A 23,911-nucleotide genomic window follows, 5' to 3' on the forward strand; every position below is an offset into this window, starting at 1 on the left:
ATGGACACGCTTGGCTGGGGTTCGATCCTTTCGATGATGGCGGCGCGGTTCTGGCCGGTCTGGATCGCGCTTGTCGTCACCTTCGCCCTCTCCATCGCCTTCAAGCGGCGGCTCGGGCTTTACGGCAAGCTCTTCGACAGCCCGATCGGCATGGTGGGCTTTGCGCTGGTGATGTTCTGGACCTTCACGGCGATCTTCGCCGACCAGATCATCACCTATGACCCGCTCACGCAGTTCCGGGGCCTGAAGAACGCCCTGCCCGGCACGGCGGTTCCCGACAGCGACTACGGCTGGTTCCTGCTGGGCGGCGACAATCTTGCCCGCGACGTGTTCAGCCGCATGGTGATGGGCGCGCGCGAGGTGCTGAAGATCGCCCCCGCCGCCACGGTCTTCGCCTTCATGGTGGGCATCACGCTCGGCCTGCCCGCCGGCTATTTCGGCGGGCGGCTCGACACGCTTCTGTCCTTCCTGTCCAACCTCGTGCTCGCCTTCCCGGTGATCTTGTTGTTCTACCTGCTGGTCACGCCGGAAATGGTGCAGACCGGGATCCCGATGTACATGGCGGCCGTGCTGTTCCTGTTCCCGGTGATCTTTCTCTGCACGCTGTGGAACAGCCGCTACTTCACCAGCCCCGGCAAGCGGAACCTCTATGTCGGCCTGTCGCTTGCCATCGGCCTCTGGGCCTATTCGGGCCTCGCCTTCAACGCCGATCCGACCGGTCTCTGGTCGATGGACCCGAACCTGCTGAACGTCTTCGTCTCGGTGGTCTTCGTGAACTCGCCCACGGTGTTCCGAATCGTGCGCGGCCTGACGATGGACCTGAAGGCACGCGACTATGTCTCGGCCGCGCAGACGCGGGGCGAGAAATCCAGCTACATCATGCTGTGGGAGATTCTGCCAAATGCCCGCGGCCCGCTGATCGTCGATTTCTGCCTGCGCATCGGCTACACCACGATCCTGCTCGGCACGCTCGGCTTCTTCGGCCTGGGCGTCACGCCGGAAAGCCCGGACTGGGGCTCGACCATCAATGCCGGACGCCGGCTCCTGTCGGTCTATCCTCATGCCGCAGTGGTGCCCGCCCTGGCGCTCATGAGCCTGGTCCTCGGCCTGAACCTCCTGGCCGACGGGTTGCGCGAAGAAAGCCTCAAGGACTGATGCCGATGACCCGCACCCTGTCATCTTCTGTCTGAAAGTACCCTACGGTGGACCAGGGATGTGCCCCCGGTCCACCGCCAGCCCCTCGCGGAAAGGCCCGACATGTCAGACTGGGACCCCTCGCAACCGATCCTTCAGATCGAGAACCTTTCGATCTCGTTCTTCACACGCCTTCGCGAAATCCCTGCGGTGATGGATTTCTCCTGCACCGTCATGGCCGGCGAGGCGATGGGACTGGTGGGCGAATCCGGCTGCGGCAAGTCCACCGTGGCTTTGGCCGTGATGCGCGATCTGGGCAAGAACGGCCGCATCACCGGGGGGCGCATCCTCTTCAAGGGCCGCGACCTGACCAACATGAGCCAGGAAGAGCTTCGCCACATTCGCGGCAGCGAAATCGCGATGATCTACCAGGAGCCGATGGCCTCGCTGAACCCGGCGATGAAGATCGGTGCGCAACTGGCCGAAGTGCCGATGATCCACCAGGGCATGGGCAAGGACGAGGCCTGGAAACTGGCCCGGCAGATCGTGGCCGATGTGCGCCTGCCGGACCCCGACCGCATCATCAACGCCTATCCGCACCAGCTTTCGGGCGGCCAGCAGCAGCGCATCGTCATCGCCATGGCGCTGATGTCGAAGCCTGCGCTTCTGATCCTGGACGAACCCACCACCGCACTGGACGTGACCGTCGAAGCGGGGATCGTCGATCTGGTCAGGGACCTGGGCGAAAAATACGGCACCTCGATGCTGTTCATCAGCCACAACCTCGGCCTCGTGCTGGATGTCTGCGACCGCATCTGCGTGATGTATTCCGGCGAGGCGGTGGAAACGGGCCGTATCGAGGATGTCTTCGACCACATGCGCCACCCCTATACTCAGGCGCTGTTCCGCTCGATCCCGCTGCCCGGCGCCGACAAGAACGCGCGCCCCCTGATCTCGATCCCCGGCAACTTCCCCCTGCCCCACGAACGCCCGCCCGGCTGCAACTTCGGCCCACGCTGCGATTATTTCCAGAAAGGCCGCTGCGACGCCGCCGATGTGCCGATGTCGCCAGTGCCGGAAGGCGTCCGACACGAAAGCCGCTGCGTGAAATGGGCCGAGATCGACTGGGACGCGCCCCCCGCCAAGCGCGTCGAGAAGCCGCGCGTGCCGCCGGGCAAGGTCGTCCTCAAGATGGACGACCTGAAGAAATACTACTCGATCGCCGGCAATGCCTTCGGGCGCGGCGCCAAGAAGGTGGTAAAGGCCAACGAAACCCTCAGCTTCGAGGCGCGTGAGGGCGAGACGCTGGCCATCGTGGGCGAATCCGGCTGCGGCAAGTCCACCTTCGCCAAGGTGCTGATGGGGCTGGAAACCGCGACCAGCGGCTCGATCATGCTGTTCGACGAGAACGTGCAGTCCACACCGATCCAGAAGCGCAACACCGATACGGTCAGCCGCGTGCAGATGGTGTTCCAGAACCCCTTCGACACGCTGAATCCGTCGATGACCGTGGGCCGGCAGATCATCCGTGCGCTGGAGATCTTCCGCTGGGGCAAGTCCGATGACGAACGCGAACAGAAGATGCTGGAGCTGCTGGATCTGGTGAAGCTGCCGCGCGCCTTCGCCGAACGGATGCCGCGTCAGCTGTCGGGCGGGCAGAAACAGCGCGTGGGCATCGCCCGCGCCTTTGCCGGCGGTGCCAAGGTCGTGGTGGCGGACGAGCCCGTCTCGGCGCTCGACGTCTCGGTGCAGGCCGCCGTGACCGACCTTCTGATGGACATCCAGCGCGAGAACCGCACCACGCTTCTGTTCATCAGCCACGACCTTTCCATCGTGCGCTACCTGAGCGACCGGGTGATGGTCATGTATCTCGGTCACGTGGTCGAGATGGGCACGACCGATCAGGTCTTCTCGCCGCCCTACCACCCCTATACCGAGGCGCTCCTCTCGGCGGTTCCCATCGCCGACACCCATGTCGAGAAGAAGCGCATCGTTCTGGAAGGCGACATCCCCTCGGCGGTGAACCCACCGCCGGGTTGCCCGTTCCAGACCCGCTGCCGTTGGAAGAGCCAGGTGCCCGGCAACCTGTGCGACACACAGATGCCAGAGGTGCAGGTGCTGGACGGGGGCCACCAGATCAAATGCCACCTGTCCCGCGACATACTTTCCAGAATGGAACCGGTCATCAAGATCGCCGCGGAATAGCGCGATTGTGGCAACGCCGGTCGACCGGGGCTCGCAAATGCCCCTTATGGGCCGGCATTGTATCGAAGTTGAGCCAAATTCGACTGCCATACCGCGTCCATCAGGCCGGTGTGGCACAATCCGCCCGCGGTCATTCTGGACACGGGTGGACCGACGATGCCAACGACCACGACCGATACGAGCCCGCTTCTCGCCTCTTCCGGGCTGGGTGCCTCTCTCGGGCAGGCGATTGCCTTCGCGATGATCCGGGTGGGAGGGATGCCCTTCACCTCATCACAAATCCTGAACGGCCAATGGGACGGCACAAGTCTTGCCGGGTCGCTGGCCCTGCTGGATGAGGCGGTGGACAGCGGCGCCTGGGGCGCCACCCAGTTGCGCGCCTTCCTCGACACGCTGGATCTCAACGACTTCATCCGCAGCAGCGGAGCCAACCTCGCCGCGCTGACCGAGGGTCTGGCGCGCGATCCGCTTCTCTTGGTCCTCGCCCAGTCCGGTCTCACCGCCGGCTCTTTCTCTGGCACGCGCATCGCCCCCGAGGCGCTGACCTCCGCCGCCGATGCCTTGACCGCCTGGCTGAGCCTGCCGGAAAACCATGCGCCCGAATCCACGGACCTTGCCCCCGCGACCGTCACGCTTGCCGAGGGCACCGGCCTGACGCTGCACCTTGCGGAATATTTCACCGACAGCGACGACGACGCGCTGACCTTCACGGTGACCACGGCGATGGGCGCCCTGCCCTTCCAGCTGTCGGAAACCGGCGACCTTGTGCTGGACCCCGGCTTCGCCTCTGCCGGCTTCCATGGTCTGATGCTGACGGCCAGCGACGGCGAAACCACCACGACGCTGGCGCTGGATGTCAACGTCACCGAAGCCGGCGCCGCCACGCGGCTCATGTCCATGGATTTCACCCGGACCCTCGGCCAGGCCGAAACCTTCGCCGAAGCTCTTACCCTCACACCGAAGTCCCGCGGCATCGACATCCTCGACCAGACCGCACTCGGGACCGGCAGCCACACCATCGCCGTGGACAACCTCGCGCTGCGCGCCGGCGCGGGCATCACCGGCAGTTTCACTCTGGCCGAGCCCGCCCGCGTCCTTACCCTGCGCGGCCAGGGCGACTTCACCGTCACCGGCAACGCCGCGGCGAACGTGATCTATGGCGGCGGCGGGCACGAAACCATGTATGGCGGCACGGCCAACGACCAGCTTTACGGCGAATCCGGGCAGGATGTGCTTTACGGTGGCGCGGATGCCGACAAGCTCTGGGGCGGCGCCGGACAGGACAGCCTGTACGGCGGCACGGGCGACGATCAGCTTTATGGCGGCGAGGGCGACGACTACCTGCGCGCCGGCGGCGGCCGCGATCAGGCCTTCGGTGGCGCCGGCGCCGATGTCTTCGACTTCCGCGCGGGCGACGGCCAGCTGCAAATCCGCGACATGCTGGCTGGCACGGACCTGATCCGCGTCGAAGGACTGGCCGGAATCACCAGCCTGTCCGAGTTCCAGGCGCAGGCCGTGGTTCAGGAAATCGAGGGTCAGGTCCGCCTGACCGTCGGCACCGACCAGTTGGTGCTTCATGGCTACACCAATGCCCAACTGACGGCGGACATGTTCGTCTTCGCCTGACCTGGGGCCGCGGCTGCCCCGATCCCGCCGCGGGGCGGGCGCCAGGCGCCCCAATTGCGGCCCGAATCATCCGGCATCACAGCGCCGATCCATTGCTTGCAGAGGTTTCCATGGTCCTTTCCGCCCTTCCCACTGATCCGGCCGCCTATCCCGAAGGTACAGTCAGGGAACTGTCGTCGATCTTCGCTTCGGCCCTGCGCGACATGGGGCTCCTGGGCGAGGTGAAGGATCCGATCTCCACGCTGTGGGATGGCAAGGGCTTCGGACCAATGGCCACGATCCTCACCAAGGCCGCGGTCTCCGGCGAATGGACCCAGGATCATTTCGCAAAGTTCCTCTGGATCCTGTCCGAACATCCCCTCGCGCCTTCGGACCGCGCCTCCTATGCCTTCCTGAAGGACGCCTTCGTCACGGATCCTGTCCTGTCCGTCTTCGGTGCTGCCGGGCTCACGCCCAAGTTCTTCTACGGCGGCGGGTTCGATGGCGCCGATCCGGGCAAGCTGGGCCATCTGCTGATGGAGGACTTTGCATCCCTCGGCCAGGACGGGCACGCGCCCGAGGTCACCGACGGCGCCCCCACCCTTTTTCACCTCGCCGAAGGCATGGTTCTGGACCTCGCCCTGTACAAGCTCTTTTCCGATGCCGATGGCGATGGGCTGACCTACCGCGTCGAAGGCGGCGGCGACCGGCTGGAGTGGAGCATCGGCGAAGACGGAATCCTGCGCCTGGCACCCGGCTCTGCGGCGGCGGGCACCCATGATTTCGTCCTGTACGCCAGCGACGGCACAACCGAGGCCGCGCACAAGATCTCGGTCGAGGTCAAGGATACCGAGGCGGGCACCCGCCTGATGTCCGCCGACCTCAAGACCGTCCTCGGAACGGCGGAAACGCTGGACGACGCGCTGGCCATGGTGGCCCGGTCGCGCGCCATCGACATCCGCGACCAAAGCGCCGTCGGCGGCGGCAATCACACCGTCCTCGCCGACAACCTGACGCTGAACGCCCAGTCCGAGATCCACGCAAGCCTTTCGCTCGGCGATGCGGCGCGCGTTCTCACGCTGCGCGGCCTGGCCCATGTCAGCCTGACAGGCAACAAGCTGGACAACTATGTCACCGCCAGCAGCGGCAATGACCGCATCGACGCCCTTGCCGGCAACGACCAGCTCTTCGGCGCGGCCGGCAACGATTCCCTCGATGGCGGCACGGGCAATGACAAGCTTTACGGCGGCGAAGGGGACGACTGGCTTCTCGGCGGCGATGGCGACGACCAGCTTTTCGGCGACATGGGCAGCGATTATCTGCGCGGCGGAGCAGGCAAGGACCAGGCCACCGGCGGCGCCGGGGCCGATGTGTTCGAATTCGTCAAGGGCGAGGGCACCTTCACCATCCGCGACGCGGTCGTGGGCGAAGATGTCATCGTTCTGACCGGCTTTGCCGGGCTGACCGATGCCGCCACCCTGCACACCCAGGCCATCGTGCAGGAGTTCGCGGATTTCACCCGCCTCACCCTGGGCGGTGAGGTCCTGAACCTCCATGGCGTCACGGCGGCCGACCTGACGGACAAGCTGTTCGACTTCGCCTGACGGCTATCGCGCCAGGGCAAGGAGGCCGTCCACATCCGCGTGGGCGGCCAGATGATCCGCAAGATCATCCAGCGCCGCCTCGACTCCCGCCTCGAAGGCGGTATTGCCGCCGGCAATCTCCAGCCTGGCCAGAAAGGCTGCGCGGAAGGCATCGGCGGCGAACATGCCGTGCAGATAGCTGCCCGTCACCCGGCCATCCACCGATACCGCGCCCTCGGGCTGGCCCGCGACATGGGCAAAGGGGCGCGCTCGGTCCGGCCCCTCGGTGCGCCCGATGTGAATCTCGTAGCCCTCCACCGCCAGCCCGCTGGCCGCATGGGTCGCCTGCACCCGCGCCAGCCGCTTGTCGGGGCTCATCACCGTCTGCACGTCCAGCAGCCCCAGCCCCGGCGTCATGCCTGCAGGGCCCTCGATCCCCTCGGGGTCGTCGATCACTGTCCCCAGCATCTGATACCCGCCACACAGCCCCAGCACATGCCCGCCCCGGCGCAGATGGGCGGCAAGGTCGATGTCCCAGCCGGCCGCACGCAAGGCAGACAGGTCGGCACGGGTGGATTTCGACCCCGGCAGGATCACCAGCCGCGCATCGCCCGGAATGGGCTCGCCCGGCCGCAGCATCACAAGATCCACCCCCGGTTCGGCCGCCAGCGGATCGAGGTCGTCGAAATTGGCGATGCGCGGGAAGGCGAGGCAGACCACCTTGGCCGCCCCCTCGCGCCGGCGCGAGGCCAGGTCCAGCCCGTCCTCGGCCGGCAGGCGCGACGCGCCAGCAAACCACGGCAGCACGCCGAAGCCAGGCCATCCGGTGCGGTCAGCGATCAGACGGTATCCTTCATCGAACAGGCGAGGATCGCCCCGGAACTTGTTGATCAGAAATCCCTTCACCATCGCAGTGTCATCCGGGTAAAGAACGGCCTGCGTCCCCACAAGCTGCGCGATCACACCGCCACGGTCGATGTCGCCCACCAACACCACGGGCACATCCGCCGCCCTTGCAAAGCCCATGTTGGCAATGTCGCCCGCGCGCAGGTTCACCTCGGCCGGACTGCCCGCACCCTCCACGATCACCAGGTCATGCGCGGCCTTCAGGCGGTGGAAACTCTCCAGCACCGGCGCCATCAGACTGGACTTCAGAGCCGCATAGTCGCGCGCCTTCACCGTGGTCAGCCGCCGCCCCTGCACGATGACCTGGCTGCCCACCTCGGATTCCGGCTTCAGCAGCACCGGGTTCATGTCCACCACGGGCTCCAGCCCCGCCGCCCGCGCCTGCAACGCCTGCGCCCGGCCGATCTCGCCCCCGTCCACCGTCACGGCAGCATTGTTCGACATGTTCTGCGGCTTGAACGGCGCCACCGACAGGCCCCGCCGCAGCGCAAGGCGGCAAAGCCCCGCCACGATCAGCGACTTGCCGACATTCGAGCCGGCCCCCTGGATCATCAGCGCGGGCATGCATCCTCCGGTCTTTGCCGCGGTTGTCGCGGCGGGCGCGGCAAAGCGCAAGCCCGCTCAGGGCAGGCGCAGGCAATTGTCAAAGCCATAGCCCCATCGCCAGGGCAGGCCCGAACAGGGCGCGCCCCCGAGGCGGACGGCAGCAAAGATCGCCTCGGCCAGCGCGGCATAGGCCGCATCCACCCGGTCCTCGCCGACCCCGAACTCGACCGCCAGCGCCGCCCGGCGCGCGGCGCCCGTCTCCTGCACACAGGCGCGCAGCCGTTCGTCCGCCGCCAGCCGCGCCCGCCAGCTCGCCTCGGCCGTCCGCGCCCCGCCGGCATCGTGATAGGCGCGATCATGGGCGATGCAGCACGCCTCCCAGGGCGGCCGCGCCTCGTGACGCGCGGCAAATTCGGGAAAGGTCGCGGCGACCAGTCCCCAGGTCGCCGACATGCCACCCGAACAGCCATCGGTGGTAAAGGGCACCGGAATCGGGTTCCGGTCGATCACGGTCATCAGCAGCTCATGCGAGGGCAGTTCGGCCGCGCGCCCCGGATCGGTAGCTTGCGCCCCCGAGGCCCCCGGCCAAAAAGCCAGGGCTGCCAGGCAAAGGCGCAAAGCCCGCCCCCTCACTCCAGGATGGCGGCTACGTAGGTGATGGTTTCTTCGTAGTCCGGCACGCCGCCCGCGTTTTCCACGGCCTGCGGCCCGGCATTGTAGGCGGCCAGCGCCAGCCTCCACGACCCGAACTTGTCGTACATCATGCGCAGATAGCGCGCCCCGCCGTCCAGGTTCTCGTGCGGGTTGGTCTCGTCCACGCCCAAGAGATCGGCCGTCCCCGGCATCAGCTGCGCCAGACCCGTGGCGCCCTTCACCGAGACCGCCCCCGGATTCCAGCCGCTTTCCTGCTGCACCAGCCGAAGGAACAGATCTTCCGGCACGCCATGCTTGCGCGCCGCCGACTTGGCAACCTCCAGGTACTCGCCCTTGTAGTTGCCGCGGTACGTCGGCAACTTGCCATCCGCCGCCGACTTTTCCGTCACGGGCTTCAGCCGCACAGAACCTTCGTATTGCACCGAAAGCCGGCCATCCAGCAGCTTGGTCTGGCTCTTGAACAGTGCCGCGCGCGAGGAAGAGCCCGAGAGCGTGATCCCCTCTGCCATGGCAACAGACGGCCCACCGACCGCGACTGCCACAGCGCAGACCACACCCCATGCTTTCCGCATTATGCGCCCGTATCCGTTCTTGCCTGTAGGCCGGCAGTATAAGCAAAACCCCGCCATGTTCCAGTCTCGCCGAAGCCAAATCGCGCAGCGATTAAAGGCGCTTCGGCAGAAGACTGCCGATACGGCGCCTTCACGTTGCCCGCCGCCTCGGTTGCGGCGCCCGACCCGCGCGAGTATAGGCTTTCTTAACCAAGGCCTGCCAAGCATCGGGCAAGGCCGCAGAACGGGGGAAGACATGGCAGGCTCGGTCAACAAGGTCATCATCGTGGGCAACCTCGGCCGCGACCCGGAGGTCCGAAGCTTCCAGAACGGCGGCAAGGTGGTGAACCTGCGCATCGCCACCTCGGAAACCTGGCGCGACCGCAACTCGGGCGAGCGCAAGGAACGCACCGAATGGCACTCGGTCGCCATCTTCTCGGAACCGCTGGCGAAGATCGCCGAGCAGTATCTGAAGAAGGGATCCAAGGTCTACATCGAAGGCGCCCTGGAAACCCGCAAGTGGCAGGATCAGTCGGGCCAGGACCGCTACACCACGGAAATCGTGCTGCGCCCCTACCGGGGGGAACTCACCCTGCTTGATGGCCGTGACGGCGGCGGCGGCGGCGGTGGCGGCGGCATGGACGACCGCGGCGGCTATGACGACTATGGCAGCGGCCCCTCGGGCGGCGGCGGGTCGCGCGGCGGTTACGGCGGCGGGTCCTCTTCGGGTGGCTCGTCCTCGGGCGGCTTCGGCGGCGGCGCGGGCGGTGGCCGCGCCAGCGACATGGACGACGAAATCCCGTTCTGATCCGGCAAAACATATGGCACCGTCCGGGCGCGCGGGGCTGCCACGGCAGTCTCGCGCCCGCTCTGGACCTTGACGCGATAAATTCCTATATAATCGGTCAACTTCCCCAGGCATCCGCCGCTGCAGGACCGATACAATGGATACCACTGTCGAAGGCGCGCCGCTGATCCGGCCCTCCTCCACCGATCATCCGCTTTACGACAGTGTGGTCGAAGCCTGCCGCACGGTGTTCGACCCCGAAATCCCGGTCAACATCTATGACCTCGGCCTTGTCTATACCATCGACATCAGCCCCGAGAATGCCGTCGAAATCACCATGACCCTGACCGCGCCGGGCTGCCCCGTGGCCGGCGAAATGCCTGGCTGGGTTGCAAGCGCGGTGGAACCGATCCCCGGTGTGAAGGAGGTCGATGTCCAGATGACCTTCGATCCGCCCTGGGGCATGGACATGATGTCCGACGAAGCCCGTCTGGAACTGGGCTTCATGTAACCGGCGCTCCGGCCCCGCGCCGCGCGGGGCTTGAAGCAGGGGGCCAACGGGCCTACCTTCGATGGAAAGGAGCATCCCATGTTCGGCATTCCCGGCAAGCAGGCCGTGACCCTTACCCCGTCCGCGGCAAAGCAGATCGCCCGCCTGATGGCGCGCGATGGCCGGCAGGGCCTGCGCATCGGCGTGAAGAAGGGCGGCTGTGCCGGCATGGAATACACCATGGACTATGTGTCCGAGGTGAACCCGCTGGACGAGGTGGTGGAACAGGATGGCGCTCGTGTGCTGATCGCGCCCATGGCGCAGATGTTCCTCATCGGGACCGAGATCGACTACGAGACGACGCTCCTGGAATCGAAGTTCACCTTCCGCAACCCGAACGTGGCCGAAGCCTGCGGCTGCGGCGAGTCGATCAAGTTCAAGGACCAGCCGGCCGCCTGACCGGCGCCCGCCTTCGCCAACGCACGCCCCGGCCATCGCCTGCCAAACCGGCAGCACCATGCCGGGCCACAGCTTTTGCCGCCTTCGGCTCCCCTGCCCCCTTCCTTCCGCGCCCCGGTCGGTTTACCCCTGACCCGTCGCAGACCAAGGGAGGGAACCATGCGCAAGCTCGCCGCCGGGAACTGGAAGATGAACGGGCTCGCCCTGTCCCTGCCCGAGGCCCGCGACCTGGGCCGCATGTTCCCCAGCCCGGCCTGCGATATCCTGATCTGCCCTCCCGCCACGCTGATCGCCCAGATGGTCTGGACGGTGCAGGGTTCGCCGGTGAAGGTCGGCGGCCAGGACTGCCATACCAAGGTTTCCGGCGCGCATACCGGCGACATCTCGGCCGCCATGCTGAAGGATGCCGGGGCCAGCGCGGTGATCCTGGGCCATTCCGAACGCCGCACGGACCACGGTGAAACCGACGCGCTGGTGAAGGCCAAGGCCGAAGCCGCCCTGGCCGCGGGCCTCATCGCCATCGTCTGCGTGGGCGAGACCGAAGCGCAGCGCGATGCCGGCACCACGCTGGATGTGGTGGGCGCGCAGATCGACGGCTCGCTTCCCGAAGGCGCAACCGCCGCCAACCTCGTCATCGCGTATGAACCCGTCTGGGCCATCGGCACGGGCCGCACCCCCACAATCGCCGAAATCGCCAAGGTCCACGCCTTCATCCGCGACCGGTTGACGCGCCACATGGGGGCAGACGCGGCGGGGGTGCGCCTGCTCTATGGCGGTTCGGTGAAGCCCTCGAACGCGACCGAGATCTTCGCGGTGCCGAATGTCGATGGCGCGCTGGTCGGCGGGGCCAGCCTCAAGGCCGAGGATTTCGGCAAGATCGTCGCCGCTCTGTCCGCCGCCGCCTGACGCCGCGCCCGGACCGGGGGCTGTCGCGGGCGGAACAGATGCCGCCCGCGCCGCCTGCCATGGTCGCACCCATGACCGCACAACTGACCCCCTCCGCCCCGGCGAACGGCCTGCTCGCCGCAAACCTGATCTGCATGGGCTCCATGCTGATCTGGGCTGCCGGTCTGCCCGCCGCCGACCTCATCATCCCGCTTATGCCCGGCGACCAGCTGACCGCTCTGCGCATGGGGCTGGCCGCGCTGGCGCTGCTGCCGCTTTGGGCGCTGCTGGACGGGCCGGGCGCGCTGTTCCGAGTGAACTGGGTCAAGGGAATAGCGGTCGGCGCGATGATCGGCTTCGGCGCCTGGCTTCTGATCCTGGGCCAGGCCCGCGGCGGCGCCGTGACGGCCGCCGTGATCTCGTCCACCCTGCCGGTGGTCGGCATCGCGCTGGAGGTTGCGCTGGATGGCCGCCGCGTCACCGCCGGGCTGATCGTCGGCCTGGTGCTGTCGCTGATCGGCGGCATGATGGCGCTGGATTTCAAGGGCGGCATGTCGATGGGCATGGGCGCGCTTCTGTGCTTCGGCTCGGTCGTCTCCTTCGCCGTGGGTTCGCGCCTGACGGTCACCGCCTTTCCCGCCCTCACCCCCACGGGCCGCACCGCGCTGACCATCACCGGCGCGGCGCTGGCCACCTGTGCCGTGGCGCTGGCCGGCATCGCGCTTGGCACCCCTGCGCCTGATCTTTCGGGCTGGGGCTGGCAGGAGGCGGGCGCGCTTCTTCTGTTCTCGGTCGGCTCGCTTGGCCTCAGCCAGCTCATGTGGATCATGTCGGTCGAGCGCCTTGGCATCGGGCTTTCGGCCCTGCACATCAACGCCGCCCCCTTCTATGTCATGATCATCCTCTTTGCTTTCGGCGCGCCCTGGAACTGGCCGCAGGCCGGGGCCGCCGCCCTTGTCGGCCTGGGCGTCCTTCTTGCCCAAGGCATCATTCCGCTTGGACGCCGCGCATGAAGACCCTTTCCCAATCCGCCACCGAACCCGCCTTCGTCCAGAACCCCTATCCGTTCTACGAATCCGCGCGCGCCGCCGGCCCCTTCTTCCACTGGGCCGAATACGGGATGGCCTGCACCGGCAACTGGGCCGCGGTGAACGCCATCCTGCGCGACCGCCGCTTCGGCCGCGAGGCCCCGCCGGAGAAGGCACCGGCCATCCCAGACCACTTGGCGCCGTTCTACGCGGTCGAAGCCCATTCCATGCTGGAGCTGGAGCCGCCGCGCCACACCCGCCTGCGCAGCCTGGTGCTGCGCGCCTTTACCTCGCGCCGCATCGCCGCGCTTGCGCCCGAGATCGAGACGCTGAGCCATGAGCTCATCGAAACCTTCCCCGCGGGGAAGGTCGACCTGCTCCAACACTTCGGCCAGAAGCTGCCCGTCATCATCATCGCCCGCCTTCTGGGCGTGCCCGAGGCGATGGCGCCGGACCTTCTGTCCTGGTCCAACGCCATGGTCGGCATGTACATGGCCGGCCGCACCCGCGCGACCGAGGACCGCGCCGTCGCCGCGACCGAGGCTTTCGTCGCCTTCATGCGGTCTTATGTCGAGGAACGCCGGGCAAGGCCGGCCGACGACCTCATCACCCACCTCATCGCCGCCGAAGAAGCCGGCGACCGCCTCACCACCGACGAGCTGATCACCACCTGCATTCTTCTGTTGAACGCCGGGCACGAGGCGACCGTGCACACCATCGGCAACGGTGTGAAGACGCTTCTGCAAACCGCCACGCCCCGCGCCCTGATCTCGCCCGACACGATCGAACCCACGGTCGAGGAGATCCTCCGCTTCGACCCGGCCCTGCATCTCTTCACCCGGTGGGCCTATGAAGATGTCGAGGTCATGGGCCAGACCTTCAGCCGGGGCGAGCAGGTGGGCCTTCTGCTGGCCGCCGCCAACCGCGACCCCGGTCAATGGGAAGACCCCGCCCGCTTCCGCCCCGACCGGCCGGCCAAGCCAAACGCCACCTTCGGCGCGGGGCTGCACTTCTGCGTCGGTGCGCCGCTCGCCCGGCTGGAACTGCAGATCGCCCTGCCGATCCTCTTTGCCCGCCTGCCGAACCTGAGCCTGGCCGAGGCACCGGAATATGCCGATGTCTACCACTTCCACGGGCTGAAGCGGCTTCTGGTCAGCGCCTGAGGCGCCTCAGACCCGCCGCGCCAGGCAACAGCCCCAGCCCGCCAGCCGAGCGCGCCCCCCTTCGGGCGTTGCCGATCCAAGCTCTGTCCCCACCACCCGCCAGTCCCCGGCAGGAAGCGCCACCTCGGCCGGGCCATCGCCCAGGTTGAAGGCGCAGAACAGCTCTTCGTCGCCCCTGGCCCGCCGGAAGCTGACGACATCGCCCGAGACGGCCATCGCCTCCTGCGCACCGTCGCGCAAGGCCGGATGGGCGCGCCGAAAGGCCAGCGCGCGGCGGTAGTGCGCCAGCATCGAGCCCGGATCGCCCGCCTCGGCCGCCACCGACAGCGCCCGGTGCGGCGCCGTCACCGGCAGCCAGGCCTTCTCGCCCGCCGAGAACCCGGCCAGCGCATTGTCGCCCGCCCAGGGCATCGGCGTACGCGCCCCGTCGCGGCCCTTGAACTCGGGCCAGAACTCAATGCCATAGGGATCCTGCAGATCCTCATAGGCCAGCTCTGCCTCGGGCAGGCCCAGTTCTTCGCCCTGGTACAGGCAGACCGACCCGCGCAGGCACATGAGCAACGTGGTGTAAGCCCTTGCCCCTGCGTCAGAAAGACCCCACCGCGTGACGTGTCGCACCGTGTCGTGGTTGGAATAGGACCAGCAGGGCCAGGCATCCGGAGCGGTCTTCGCCAGACGCGCGAAGGTCTCGCCCACCACCTCGGCCGTCGCGCGCTTGGGCTGCAACAGCTCGAACGGATAGCACATCTGCACCTTGTCGCCGCCGCTCGTATACTCGGCCATGATCTCCAACCCGCGCTGCGCATCGCCCACCTCGCCCACGGCGGCGGCATTGGTCGGGTTCAAGACCGCGCGGAACCGCTTCAGGAACTCCAGGTTCTCGGGCTGGTTCTTGGAGAACAGGTGGATCTGGTGGTTGTAGGGGTTCACCTTCGGCGCGATGGAATCGTTGCGCAGCGGCTCGGGCAGCGAAGGGTTGTCGCGCAGGTACTTGTCGGCGAAGTAGAAGTTGATCGTGTCCAGCCGGAACCCGTCCACGCCCCGCGCCAGCCAGAACCGTGCCACGTCGAGCAGCGCATCCTGCACCGGCATGTGATGCAGGTTCAGGTCGGGCTGCGAGGTCAGGAAGTTATGCAGATAATACTGCTCGCGCCGCGCATCCCAGGCCCAGGCGGAGCCGCCAAACACCGAAAGCCAGTTGTTGGGCGGCGTGCCATCGGGCTTCGGGTCGGCCCAGACATACCAATCCGCTTTCGGCCCCGTCCGGCTGCGCCGTGATTCGGCGAACCAGGGGTGCTTGTCCGAGGTATGCGACAGCACCAGGTCGATCATCACCATCAGGCCCAGTTCATGCGCCCGCGCCACCAGCCGGTCAAAGTCGGCCAGGCTACCGAACAGCGGATCGACGTCGCAATAGTCGCTTACGTCATAGCCGAAGTCCTTCATCGGCGAGGTGAAGAACGGGCTGATCCAGATGGCATCGGCCCCCAGCCCGGCGATGTGGTCCAGCCGTTCGGTGATACCGGCCAGGTCGCCGACGCCATCGCCGTTCGAATCCATGAAGCTGCGCGGGTAGATCTGATAGATCACCGCACCCCGCCACCAGTCGGCGGATTTCTGCATCACCTGGGTCATGACTTGCCGCTCCTCCCGCAGCGCGGCTTTTCCAAACCGCTTTGGCTAAAGGTCGCAGATCAGGCAGCCGGGATCAACCTCTGCCGGTGCAGGTGCCGATTCTTCGATTGCCAGCCCGATCTATAACGTTTACGCCAGTCATCGGGAGGAAGAGACATCTTCAAACCCCTTTTGACCCGTGAAAGCCCAGCACAGGGCCCCGGCACGCCAAATCGGTTTGAACCGTGACAATGAACCTGAAGGAACTCGCGACCAAGCTCGGGCTATCGCCCACGACCGTCAGCCGCGCGCTGAACGGTTATCCCGAGGTCAACGAGACGACGCGCGAGAAGGTTCTCGCCGCGGCGCGGCGCTATAACTATCAGCCCAACACCCGCGCCATTCGCCTGGCCACCGGCCGCGCGCTTGCCGTGGGCCATGTGATTCCCGTCGCCACCCGGCACGAGATCGTCAACCCGATCTTTGCCGATTTCATTGCAGGTGCGGGAGAGGTCTATTCGCGCAACGGCTATGACATGGTGCTGTCGGTCGTGCCCGACGACCAGGAGGAACAGACCTACCGCGCGCTCAAGACGCGGGGCACGGTGGATGGCGTGATCGTCCACGCCCCGCGCCTGAACGACCCGCGCATTCCGCTGCTGAACGACATCGGCCTGCCCTTCGTCGTGCATGGCCGCGCCACCGGCACGACGCTGCCCTATTCCTGGGTAGACGTGAACAACCGCCGCGCCTTCCAGCGCGCGGCCGAATTCCTCCTGGACCTTGGTCACAGCCGCATTGGCCTCGTGAACGGGCTAGAGTTCATGGATTTCGCCATTCGCCGCCGCACCGGCTATCTCGATGCGCTCTCGGCGCGCGGCATCGCGCCCGATCCGCAGTTGATGTTCCAGGACCAGATGACGGAACTCGCGGGTTTCTCGGCTGCACGGGCCATGCTGGCCTTGGCCGTGCCGCCGACCGGCTTCCTCGTCGCCTCGATGATCTCGGGCATGGGCGTGCGCCGCGCGGTCGAATCCCTCGGCCTCGTGGTCGGCCGCGATGTATCGATCATCATCCACGACGACGAACTCAGCTACCTGCCCAACGGCGGCGAGGTGCCCCTCTTCACCGCGACGCGCTCTTCGGTGCGCGAGGCGGGCCGCCTGTCGGCCGAAATGCTCCTGTCGCTCATCGCGCGCCAAGGGTCCGGCCCGCAGGAACACCTGCTTGAAGCCGAACTCATCATCGGCCAGTCCACCGGACCGGCCCCCCGCAAGGACTGACACTTGACCCTTTCGCGCTTCGACTTCCCCGAGGGCTTCCTGTTCGGAGCCGCGACCGCCGCCTACCAGATCGAGGGCACGTCCTTCGGCGGTTGCGGCCCCTGCCACTGGGACAGCTTTGCCGCAACGCCCGGCAATGTCGTGCGCGCCGAGGATGGCGCCGTCGCCTGCGACCATTACCACCGCTGGCCGCAGGACCTGGACCTGCTGTCGCAGGGCCATTTCGACGCCTACCGCTTCTCCACCTCATGGGCGCGCGTCATGCCCGATGGCGTGACGGTCAACCCCGAGGGTGTGGCCTTCTACGACCGGCTGGTCGACGGGATGCTGGAGCGCGGCCTCAAGCCCTTCCAGACGCTTTATCACTGGGAACTGCCCTCGGCTCTGGCCGACAAGGGGGGCTGGGCCAACCGCGACACCGCGCAGCGCTTCGCCGATTTCGCCGCAACGATCACCAAGACTCTGGGCGACCGCGTCCAGGCCATTGCTACCATCAACGAGCCCTGGTGCGTGGCCTGGCTCAGCCATTTCATGGGCATCCACGCGCCGGGCCTGCGCGACATCCGGGCCGCCGCCCGGGCGATGCACCACATCCTCCTGGCGCACGGCCAGGCCGTGCAGGCGCTGCGCGAGATGGGACAACCCAACCTGGGCATAGTATTGAACTTCGACCACACCACGCCCGCCAGCCCCGCGCCCGAAGACGTGGCCGCCGCCGCCCGCTGGGACGCGATCTTCAACCGCTGGTTCATCGAAGGCATCGCACGGCGGGCCTATCCGGCCGAGGCGCTGGAGGGCCTCGCCCCCCACATGCCCGCGGGCTGGCAGGACGACATGGCCACCATCGGCCAGCCGCTCGACTGGCTGGGGGTGAACTACTACACCCGCCACCGCGTCGCCGCCGCCCCCGGCGCCCCCTGGCCCGCCACCCGCGACGTGCCGGGCGACCTGCCGAAGACCCAGATGGGCTGGGAAATCTACCCCGACGGCCTGCGCCATTTCCTCACCTGGCTCGCCCGCGACCAGGTGGGCCGCCTGCCGATCTATGTCACCGAAAACGGCATGGCCAACGCCGACCAGCTGCACGACGGCGCCGTGACCGATGCGGTGCGCGAGGACTACCTCTTCGCCCACCTCGCCGCCACGAAACAGGCCATCGCCGAGGGCGCGAATGTGAAGGGCTTCTTCTACTGGTCGCTGCTGGACAATTACGAATGGGCCGAGGGCTATGAAAAGCGCTTCGGCCTCGTCCATGTCGATTTCCAGACGCTGGCCCGCACACCCAAATCCTCCTATCACGCCCTCGCGCGGGCCATCGCGCGCAACGACTGACGACAAGCTGACACCGGAGGCCACCATGCTCGCCATCCTCGCCGACATCGGCGGCACCAACACCCGCGTTGCGCTGGCCGAAGGCACCAGCGTCCGGCCCGACAGCGTGGCGCGCTTTTCCAACGCCGAGTACAAGGCCCGCGGCCAGGACATCGCCCATATCCTGCGCGACTACCTCGACCGCACCGGCGCGAAGGTGGACGGCGTCTGCGTCGCCGCGGCGGGCCCCGTGCAGGACGGCGTCGCCACCATGACCAACCTCGACTGGGTGATGGACGCGGCCAAGCTCTCTGCCGCCACCGGCGCCACGAAGGTCGCGCTCCTGAACGACCTGCAGGCCCAGGGCCATGCCCTTGGCCACGTAGCGCCGGAAAACCTGCGCACCGTCGTCCCCGGCCCCGCCGTCCCCGGCGCCTCGATGCTGGTCGTGGGCCTTGGCACCGGCGTCAACGCCGCGCCCAACCATCCCTCGCGCGCCGGCCGCCTCGTGCCGCCCTCGGAATGCGGCCACGTCAACCTGCCCGTCCGTACCGAGGAGGACTTCCGCCTCCTGCGCTTCATCGAATCCCTCCTCGCCTCCCGTGGCGAGGTGCCTCATGCCGGCGTCGAGGAAGTGCTCGCCGGCCGCGGCCTTGCCAATCTCCATGCCTTCGCCGCAGCCGAGGCTGGCCAGCCGCAGACCAAGACCTCTGCCGAAGTCCTGGCCGCCCTTGCCGAGGGCGACCCGATCGCCACCCATGCCGCCCGGCTTTACACCCGCATCCTGGGCCAGGTGCTGGCCGACCAGGCGCTGATCCACCTGCCCTATGGCGGCATCTTCCTGATCGGCGGCATGTCCCGCGCCATGACCCCGCATTTCGCCCGCTTCGGCCTGGCCCAAACCTTCCGCGAAAACCGCCGGGTGGATCTTCTGGTGAAGGATTTCTCCATCACCGTGGTGGAAGACGACTTCGCCGCGCTGACCGGATGCGCCGCCTTCCTGGCCGAAAGCGCCTGACCCTTCCCCCCGCCGCCGTTTCCTGCAAGGCTCCCCCCATGCCGGACCCGCGCCCCTTCAACATTCTCGCCGTCGTGCAGGGCGGCCGCCTCGAAGCCGAGGCCGTCCTGCTCGCCGCCTCCCTCGCCGCCTCGAACCCGGATTTCCGGGGCAGGCTCATCCTGGCCGAGCCGCAGCCCGGCCCGCTCTGGCCCGAGGATCCGCGCATCCGATCCCAGGCCACCCGAGACCTGCTGGCCGATCTGGGCGCCGAGATCCGCCCCTTCGCGTCGCGCGCCTTCGGCGCCCGCTACCCCTATGGCAACAAGATCGAGGCCATCGCCACTCTGCCCGAGGAACCCTTTCTCTTCCTCGACACCGACACGCTGATCCACGGCCCTCTGGACAGTCTGGACATCGACTTCGCCCGCCCCTCCGCCTCGATGCGGCGCGAGTGCACCTGGCCGCAGATCGAGCTTTACGGCCCTGGCTACAGCCAGATCTGGAAATCGCTTTACGACCGCTTCGGGCTGGACTTCGACAGCTCGCTCGACCGCAACTGGCCCGACGAGTACTGGCGGCGCTACCTCTACTTCAACGCGGGCTGGTTCTTCCACGAAAGCCCGCGCGCCTTCGGCCAACGTTTCCTTGACTGGGCGGTGACGGTCCGCGACGACCCGCCGTCGGAACTGGTGCTTCAGTCGCTGGACCCATGGCTTGACCAGGTGGTGTTGCCACTGGTGATCCATTCCTTCGGCGGCACCCGCCCCGGCCCGGGCCTTGCGGGGCTGGATGGCGATGTCACCTGCCACTGGCGCAGCCTGTCGCTCTTGTACGCCCGCGAAAGCGACACGGTGGTGGATTTCCTTGAACGCATCTGCGCGCCCAATCCGGTGAAGAAGGTGCTGAAGGATCACGAAGGTTTCAAGCGGCTGGTCTATCAGAACCGCGGCCGAAAGGCCCGCGCGCTTTTCGACCGCGCCAACCTGCCGCGTCAGGAACAGACGATCCGCAACACGTTGAAACGCGAAGAGCTTTGGTTCCGCTGATCACATCCGCAGCACGGGCCACAGGCTTGCCACCAGACCCGCCGCCATCGCCCGGTTGAACCAGGTCAGCCGCACCGGATCGGCCAGCCAATGCCGCAGCCCCTGTCCCGCCGCCGCCCAAAGCGAGATCGAGGGCAGGTTCACCACCGCGAAGACCGCCACCACGCCGGCCACCGCCGCAAGGCCGCCGTCGCCTGCATAAAGCGCAAGCGCCGTCAGCGACATCGCCACCGCCTTGGGGTTCACCCACTGGAACCCCGCCGCCTGCAGGAAGGTCAGCGGCCTGCCCGCCGCCCGCCCTTCGCCCGGCGCGGCGGCATGGGCGATCTTCCAGGCCAGCCACAGCATGTAACCCGTGCTGACCAGCTTCAGGATCACCAGCCCCGGCGGCCAGGCATGGAAGGCCGCCGCCACCCCCAGCCCCAGGATCGCGGTCATCGCCCCCTGCCCGATGGTTACGCCCAGCATGTGCGGCACCGTCCGACGCAGGCCGAAATTCGCCCCCGAAGCCATCAGCATCAGGTTGTTGGGCCCCGGCGTGATCGAGGTCACAATGGCATAGGCCACAAGTGCAATCAGAAGGTCGGGATGAGTCAGCAGATCATTCATCGCGCAACAATCGCGCATATCCCGCGCCTCCGGATTGCAAACTGACCTGCTTTCATGTGATTTCTGCAATCCATGACGAAGCTGGACGACAAAGACCACCGGATATTGCGTGAACTCTCGCGCCATGGCCGACTGCCGAATCTGGAATTGGCGGATCGTGTCGGCCTGTCCCCCTCGGCCTGCCTGCGCCGCGTACAGGACCTGGAGCGCAGCGGCGTCATCACCGGCTACCGCGCCGTGCTGAACCCCGAAAAGCTGGGCATCGGCTTCACCGCCTATGTCACCGTGGGGCTGAACACCCATACCAAGGCCGCGCAAGAGGCGTTCGAACGCGGCATTTCCCGCGCGCCAGAGGTCCGCGAATGCCACAACGTGACCGGCACCGTGGAATACCTCCTGCGGGTCGAGGCCTCGGACCTTGCCGCCTACAAGCGCTGGCACACCGATGTGCTGGGGGTGCTGCCGCAGGTGCAGTCCGTCACCACCTATGTCGTGATGGGCAGCCCCAAGGACGACCGCGCCTGACGTCAGATCGCCGCCGCGCCCAGCCTTTTGCGCCAGTCTGCCGCCCGCGCCTTCAGCTCATCCGCCAGCAGAAGGTCGGGCGTTTCGGGGTCCAGCCGGTCCAGCACCTCGAAGGTGAAGCCCTCGCCGCCGGCTGAGGCCCAGGCCGATTTCAGTGTGGCCGGCAGCATTCCCCCGCCTTGGCGCAGCGTGAACCGCAGCCGATTCTCGGCACTGGCCAGGGTCGGGCTTTTGCCCACCCAGAGCCCGCCCGTCGCATCGCGAAAGGCAAAGACCCCTGCATCCCGCTTGGCATCCTTCGCGGCCTCGCGGGCCACCTTCCGATTCGTCCTGTCCATTCCGGCCTCCGGTTGCGGGGCGCTGTTGACATATTTTTACCCGGATTTAAATAAGGCATATGGACAACAATCCCGGTTTCACCCTGTTCCTGGGCGTGCGCCTTGTGGCGCGGGGCAGCCGCGCGGAAGTCACCGCCGCCGCCCGCCACCTTGCCGGCGACGCTCCACTTCTGGCCTTTGCCGACGACACGGGCCGCGTGGCCGATCTTGACCTGCGCCCCGATTCTGCGCCGGGGGACCCGCCGCCGCGCGGTCGCGGTCGGCCCCGGCTTGGCGTCGCCGCACGCGAGGTCACGCTTCTGCCCGATCACTGGCACTGGCTGTCGCGCCAGCCCGGCGGCGCCTCGGCGACCCTGCGCCGGCTGGTGGACGCGGCCCGCAGCGCCCCGCCCTCGCCCGAGGCCCGCGCCCGCGCCGCGCGCGAGGCGGCCTATCACTTCCTCCAGGCCATCGCGGGCGACCTGCCCGGCTATGAAGAGGCACTCCGCGCCCTGTTCCGCGCCGATGGGGCGGGGTTCCGGGCCGCGCTCGCGCCCCTGCCGGCGGACATCGGCGCCCATGCCCTGCGCTTGGCCGAAGCAGGCCTGGACGGCTGAGAGCGACTCAGGCCGCCGCGCTGTGCCTTCCCCGCTCGTGCCAGGCCCGCCCTGCAGGCCGACTGCCTCATGCTCCGCCGCCCATCGCTGCGCGGGAACATCCTTCCCCGCCGGCACGGTGCTGAAGTATGAACGTTTTCTTAACGTGCACGCGCAAAGCATTGATTTTCCTTGAATCGGAAAAGCGTCCGAGCTCGGACGCCCCGCCGCCTGCCCCCGCGGCACCCGGTTGCCCGCGGGCCCATCCTCCCCTAACCTCCCCCCGGCAATCCCAGGGAGGACCAGGACAATGACCGACCGCCAGCCCGGCTTCGACACCCTCGCCATCCACGCCGGCACCGCGCCCGACCCGGCCACCGGCGCCCGCCAGGTGCCGATCTACCAGACCACCGCCTATGTCTTCCGCGACGCCGACCACGCCGCCAAGCTCTTCAACCTGCAGGAGGTCGGCTACATCTACTCGCGCCTGACCAACCCGACCGTCTCGGCCCTGGGCGCCCGCGTGGCCGCCCTTGAAGGCGGGGCCGGCGCGGTCTGCTGCTCTTCGGGCCACGCGGCACAGATCATGGCCCTCTTCCCGCTGATGGGCCCCGGCCTGAACATCGTGGCCTCCACCCGCCTCTACGGTGGCACCATCCAGCAGTTCACCAACACCATCCGCAAGTTCGGCTGGTCGGCCAAGTTCGTCGACACCGAAGACCTCGCCGCGGTCGAGGCCGCCATCGACGACAACACCCGGGCGATCTTCTGCGAATCCATCGCCAACCCCGGCGGCTACATCACCGACATCCAGGCGCTGGCCAACATCGCCAACCTCAAGGGCGTGCCCCTGATCGTCGACAACACGACGGCCAGCCCCTATCTCTGCCGTCCGATCGAGTTCGGCGCCACCCTCGTGGTCCATTCGGCCACCAAGTACCTCACCGGCAACGGCACCGTGACCGGCGGGATCGTGGTCGACTCGGGAAAGTTCGACTGGTCGGCCTCGGGCAAATTCCCCTCGCTGTCGGAACCCGAGCCCGCCTATCACGGCCTCGCCTTCCACCCGGCGCTCGGCTCGATGGCCTTCACCTTCCACTCCATCGCCATCGGCCTGCGCGACCTGGGCATGACAATGAACCCCCAAGGCGCCCACTATACCCTGATGGGGATCGAGACGCTGGCCCTGCGCATGCAGAAGCACGTCAAGAACGCCGTGCAGGTCGCCGAATGGCTGGAGCAGGACCCGCGCGTGGAGTTTGTCACCTATGCGGGCCTCAAGTCTTCGCCCTACTACCACCGAGCCCAGATGATCTGCCCCGAGGGCGCCGGCGCGCTCTTCACCTTTGCGCTGAAGGGCGGCTATGACGCCTGCGTCAAGCTGATCGACAACGTGAAGCTCTTCAGCCACGTCGCCAACCTTGGCGACACGCGCAGCCTCATCATCCACTCGGCCTCGACGACGCACCGTCAGTTGACGCCCGAACAGCAGGTGAAGGCAGGCGCGGCGCCGAATGTCGTACGGGTGTCGATCGGCATCGAGGATCCGGCCGACATCATCGCCGACCTGCACCAGGCCCTGACCGCGGCCAACGCCTGACCGGCGGTCTGGCC

At 67.3% G+C, this 23,911-nt stretch carries 23 protein-coding genes; 17 read left to right on the forward strand and 6 right to left on the reverse strand.

Annotation, left to right across the window (positions count from 1 at the left end; translation table 11 throughout):
- The 4 genes from JO391_RS08460 (at position 1) to JO391_RS21450 (ending at position 6,548) form a co-directional block, all read left to right on the forward strand.
- Positions 1 to 1,155: an ABC transporter permease gene (locus JO391_RS08460; protein WP_220664085.1), complete on the forward strand. Its 1,155-nt coding sequence runs from the start codon at positions 1 to 3 to the stop codon at positions 1,153 to 1,155.
- 102 nt (positions 1,156 to 1,257) lie between these two features.
- Positions 1,258 to 3,339, forward strand: coding sequence for a dipeptide ABC transporter ATP-binding protein (locus JO391_RS08465; RefSeq protein ID WP_220664086.1), 2,082 nt, complete (start codon positions 1,258 to 1,260; stop codon positions 3,337 to 3,339).
- A 156-nt stretch (positions 3,340 to 3,495) separates the two neighbouring features.
- On the forward strand, positions 3,496 to 4,965 hold the full coding sequence (locus tag JO391_RS21705) for a calcium-binding protein (RefSeq protein ID WP_220664087.1): 1,470 nt from the start codon (positions 3,496 to 3,498) through the stop codon (positions 4,963 to 4,965).
- Between the two features lie 110 nt (positions 4,966 to 5,075).
- Positions 5,076 to 6,548 (forward strand): calcium-binding protein, encoded by a 1,473-nt coding sequence (locus JO391_RS21450; RefSeq protein WP_259444861.1) that lies wholly within the window; start codon positions 5,076 to 5,078, stop codon positions 6,546 to 6,548.
- A gap of 3 nt (positions 6,549 to 6,551) precedes the next feature.
- On the opposite strand, the gene JO391_RS08480 is transcribed toward JO391_RS21450, so the two are convergent.
- The 3 genes from JO391_RS08480 to JO391_RS08490 all read right to left on the reverse strand — a co-directional run bounded on the left by JO391_RS08480 (position 6,552) and on the right by JO391_RS08490 (position 9,205).
- A complete protein-coding gene (locus JO391_RS08480) occupies positions 6,552 to 7,997 on the reverse strand; it encodes a cobyric acid synthase (protein WP_220664088.1) in 1,446 nt (481 codons plus the stop codon).
- Positions 7,998 to 8,054: 57 nt separating this feature from the next.
- A complete protein-coding gene (locus tag JO391_RS08485) occupies positions 8,055 to 8,495 on the reverse strand; it encodes a hypothetical protein (protein WP_220664089.1) in 441 nt (146 codons plus the stop codon).
- Between the two features lie 113 nt (positions 8,496 to 8,608).
- Positions 8,609 to 9,205, reverse strand: a complete 597-nt coding sequence (locus JO391_RS08490; RefSeq protein ID WP_220664090.1) for a lytic transglycosylase domain-containing protein — start codon at positions 9,203 to 9,205, stop codon at positions 8,609 to 8,611.
- Positions 9,206 to 9,440: 235 nt separating this feature from the next.
- Here JO391_RS08490 and ssb point away from each other — a divergent pair, with 235 nt between their 5' ends.
- The 6 genes from ssb to JO391_RS08520 all read left to right on the forward strand — a co-directional run bounded on the left by ssb (position 9,441) and on the right by JO391_RS08520 (position 13,996).
- On the forward strand, positions 9,441 to 9,992 hold the full coding sequence (ssb, locus tag JO391_RS08495) for a single-stranded DNA-binding protein (protein ID WP_220664092.1): 552 nt from the start codon (positions 9,441 to 9,443) through the stop codon (positions 9,990 to 9,992).
- A gap of 136 nt (positions 9,993 to 10,128) precedes the next feature.
- Positions 10,129 to 10,482: an SUF system Fe-S cluster assembly protein gene (locus JO391_RS08500; RefSeq protein ID WP_220664094.1), complete on the forward strand. Its 354-nt coding sequence runs from the start codon at positions 10,129 to 10,131 to the stop codon at positions 10,480 to 10,482.
- A gap of 78 nt (positions 10,483 to 10,560) precedes the next feature.
- Positions 10,561 to 10,920: a HesB/IscA family protein gene (locus JO391_RS08505; RefSeq protein WP_220664096.1), complete on the forward strand. Its 360-nt coding sequence runs from the start codon at positions 10,561 to 10,563 to the stop codon at positions 10,918 to 10,920.
- A gap of 159 nt (positions 10,921 to 11,079) precedes the next feature.
- Positions 11,080 to 11,826, forward strand: a complete 747-nt coding sequence (gene tpiA / locus JO391_RS08510; RefSeq protein WP_220664098.1) for a triose-phosphate isomerase — start codon at positions 11,080 to 11,082, stop codon at positions 11,824 to 11,826.
- A gap of 71 nt (positions 11,827 to 11,897) precedes the next feature.
- Complete coding sequence (locus JO391_RS08515) at positions 11,898 to 12,818, forward strand: EamA family transporter (RefSeq protein ID WP_220664099.1); 921 nt, start codon at positions 11,898 to 11,900, stop codon at positions 12,816 to 12,818.
- On the forward strand, positions 12,815 to 13,996 hold the full coding sequence (locus JO391_RS08520) for a cytochrome P450 (protein WP_220664100.1): 1,182 nt from the start codon (positions 12,815 to 12,817) through the stop codon (positions 13,994 to 13,996). The genes JO391_RS08515 and JO391_RS08520 overlap by 4 nt, the downstream gene beginning before the upstream one ends.
- A gap of 6 nt (positions 13,997 to 14,002) precedes the next feature.
- On the opposite strand, the gene JO391_RS08525 is transcribed toward JO391_RS08520, so the two are convergent.
- Positions 14,003 to 15,631, reverse strand: a complete 1,629-nt coding sequence (locus JO391_RS08525; RefSeq protein WP_259444862.1) for an alpha-amylase family glycosyl hydrolase — start codon at positions 15,629 to 15,631, stop codon at positions 14,003 to 14,005.
- A 230-nt stretch (positions 15,632 to 15,861) separates the two neighbouring features.
- Here JO391_RS08525 and JO391_RS08530 point away from each other — a divergent pair, with 230 nt between their 5' ends.
- Genes JO391_RS08530 through JO391_RS08545 form a run of 4 tightly spaced genes read left to right on the forward strand, consistent with a single transcriptional unit; the run spans position 15,862 to position 20,250 of the window.
- On the forward strand, positions 15,862 to 16,893 hold the full coding sequence (locus JO391_RS08530) for a substrate-binding domain-containing protein (protein ID WP_220664495.1): 1,032 nt from the start codon (positions 15,862 to 15,864) through the stop codon (positions 16,891 to 16,893).
- Between the two features lie 3 nt (positions 16,894 to 16,896).
- The gene (locus JO391_RS08535; protein WP_220664102.1) at positions 16,897 to 18,225 is read left to right on the forward strand and encodes a GH1 family beta-glucosidase; all 1,329 of its coding nucleotides are present in this window, start codon (positions 16,897 to 16,899) and stop codon (positions 18,223 to 18,225) included.
- A 25-nt stretch (positions 18,226 to 18,250) separates the two neighbouring features.
- Complete coding sequence (locus JO391_RS08540; protein ID WP_220664104.1) at positions 18,251 to 19,222, forward strand: glucokinase; 972 nt, start codon at positions 18,251 to 18,253, stop codon at positions 19,220 to 19,222.
- A gap of 38 nt (positions 19,223 to 19,260) precedes the next feature.
- On the forward strand, positions 19,261 to 20,250 hold the full coding sequence (locus JO391_RS08545) for a GT-B fold glycosyltransferase domain-containing protein (protein ID WP_220664106.1): 990 nt from the start codon (positions 19,261 to 19,263) through the stop codon (positions 20,248 to 20,250).
- Here the strand turns inward: JO391_RS08545 and JO391_RS08550 are convergent, their stop codons facing one another.
- Complete coding sequence (locus tag JO391_RS08550) at positions 20,251 to 20,859, reverse strand: LysE family translocator (protein WP_220664108.1); 609 nt, start codon at positions 20,857 to 20,859, stop codon at positions 20,251 to 20,253.
- Between the two features lie 72 nt (positions 20,860 to 20,931).
- Between JO391_RS08550 and JO391_RS08555 the strand changes: the two genes are divergently transcribed.
- The gene (locus JO391_RS08555; RefSeq protein WP_220664110.1) at positions 20,932 to 21,384 is read left to right on the forward strand and encodes an Lrp/AsnC family transcriptional regulator; all 453 of its coding nucleotides are present in this window, start codon (positions 20,932 to 20,934) and stop codon (positions 21,382 to 21,384) included.
- Between the two features lie 2 nt (positions 21,385 to 21,386).
- Here JO391_RS08555 and JO391_RS08560 read toward each other — a convergent pair whose 3' ends face one another.
- Positions 21,387 to 21,722: a GIY-YIG nuclease family protein gene (locus tag JO391_RS08560; protein ID WP_220664112.1), complete on the reverse strand. Its 336-nt coding sequence runs from the start codon at positions 21,720 to 21,722 to the stop codon at positions 21,387 to 21,389.
- A 59-nt stretch (positions 21,723 to 21,781) separates the two neighbouring features.
- Between JO391_RS08560 and JO391_RS08565 the strand changes: the two genes are divergently transcribed.
- Positions 21,782 to 22,318: a DUF2239 family protein gene (locus tag JO391_RS08565; RefSeq protein WP_220664114.1), complete on the forward strand. Its 537-nt coding sequence runs from the start codon at positions 21,782 to 21,784 to the stop codon at positions 22,316 to 22,318.
- Positions 22,319 to 22,607: 289 nt separating this feature from the next.
- Complete coding sequence (locus tag JO391_RS08570) at positions 22,608 to 23,897, forward strand: O-acetylhomoserine aminocarboxypropyltransferase/cysteine synthase family protein (protein ID WP_220664116.1); 1,290 nt, start codon at positions 22,608 to 22,610, stop codon at positions 23,895 to 23,897.
- Positions 23,898 to 23,911: the final 14 nt, after the last annotated feature.

It is taken from the genome of Neotabrizicola shimadae, from assembly GCF_019623905.1.
Lineage (GTDB): Bacteria > Pseudomonadota > Alphaproteobacteria > Rhodobacterales > Rhodobacteraceae > Neotabrizicola > Neotabrizicola shimadae.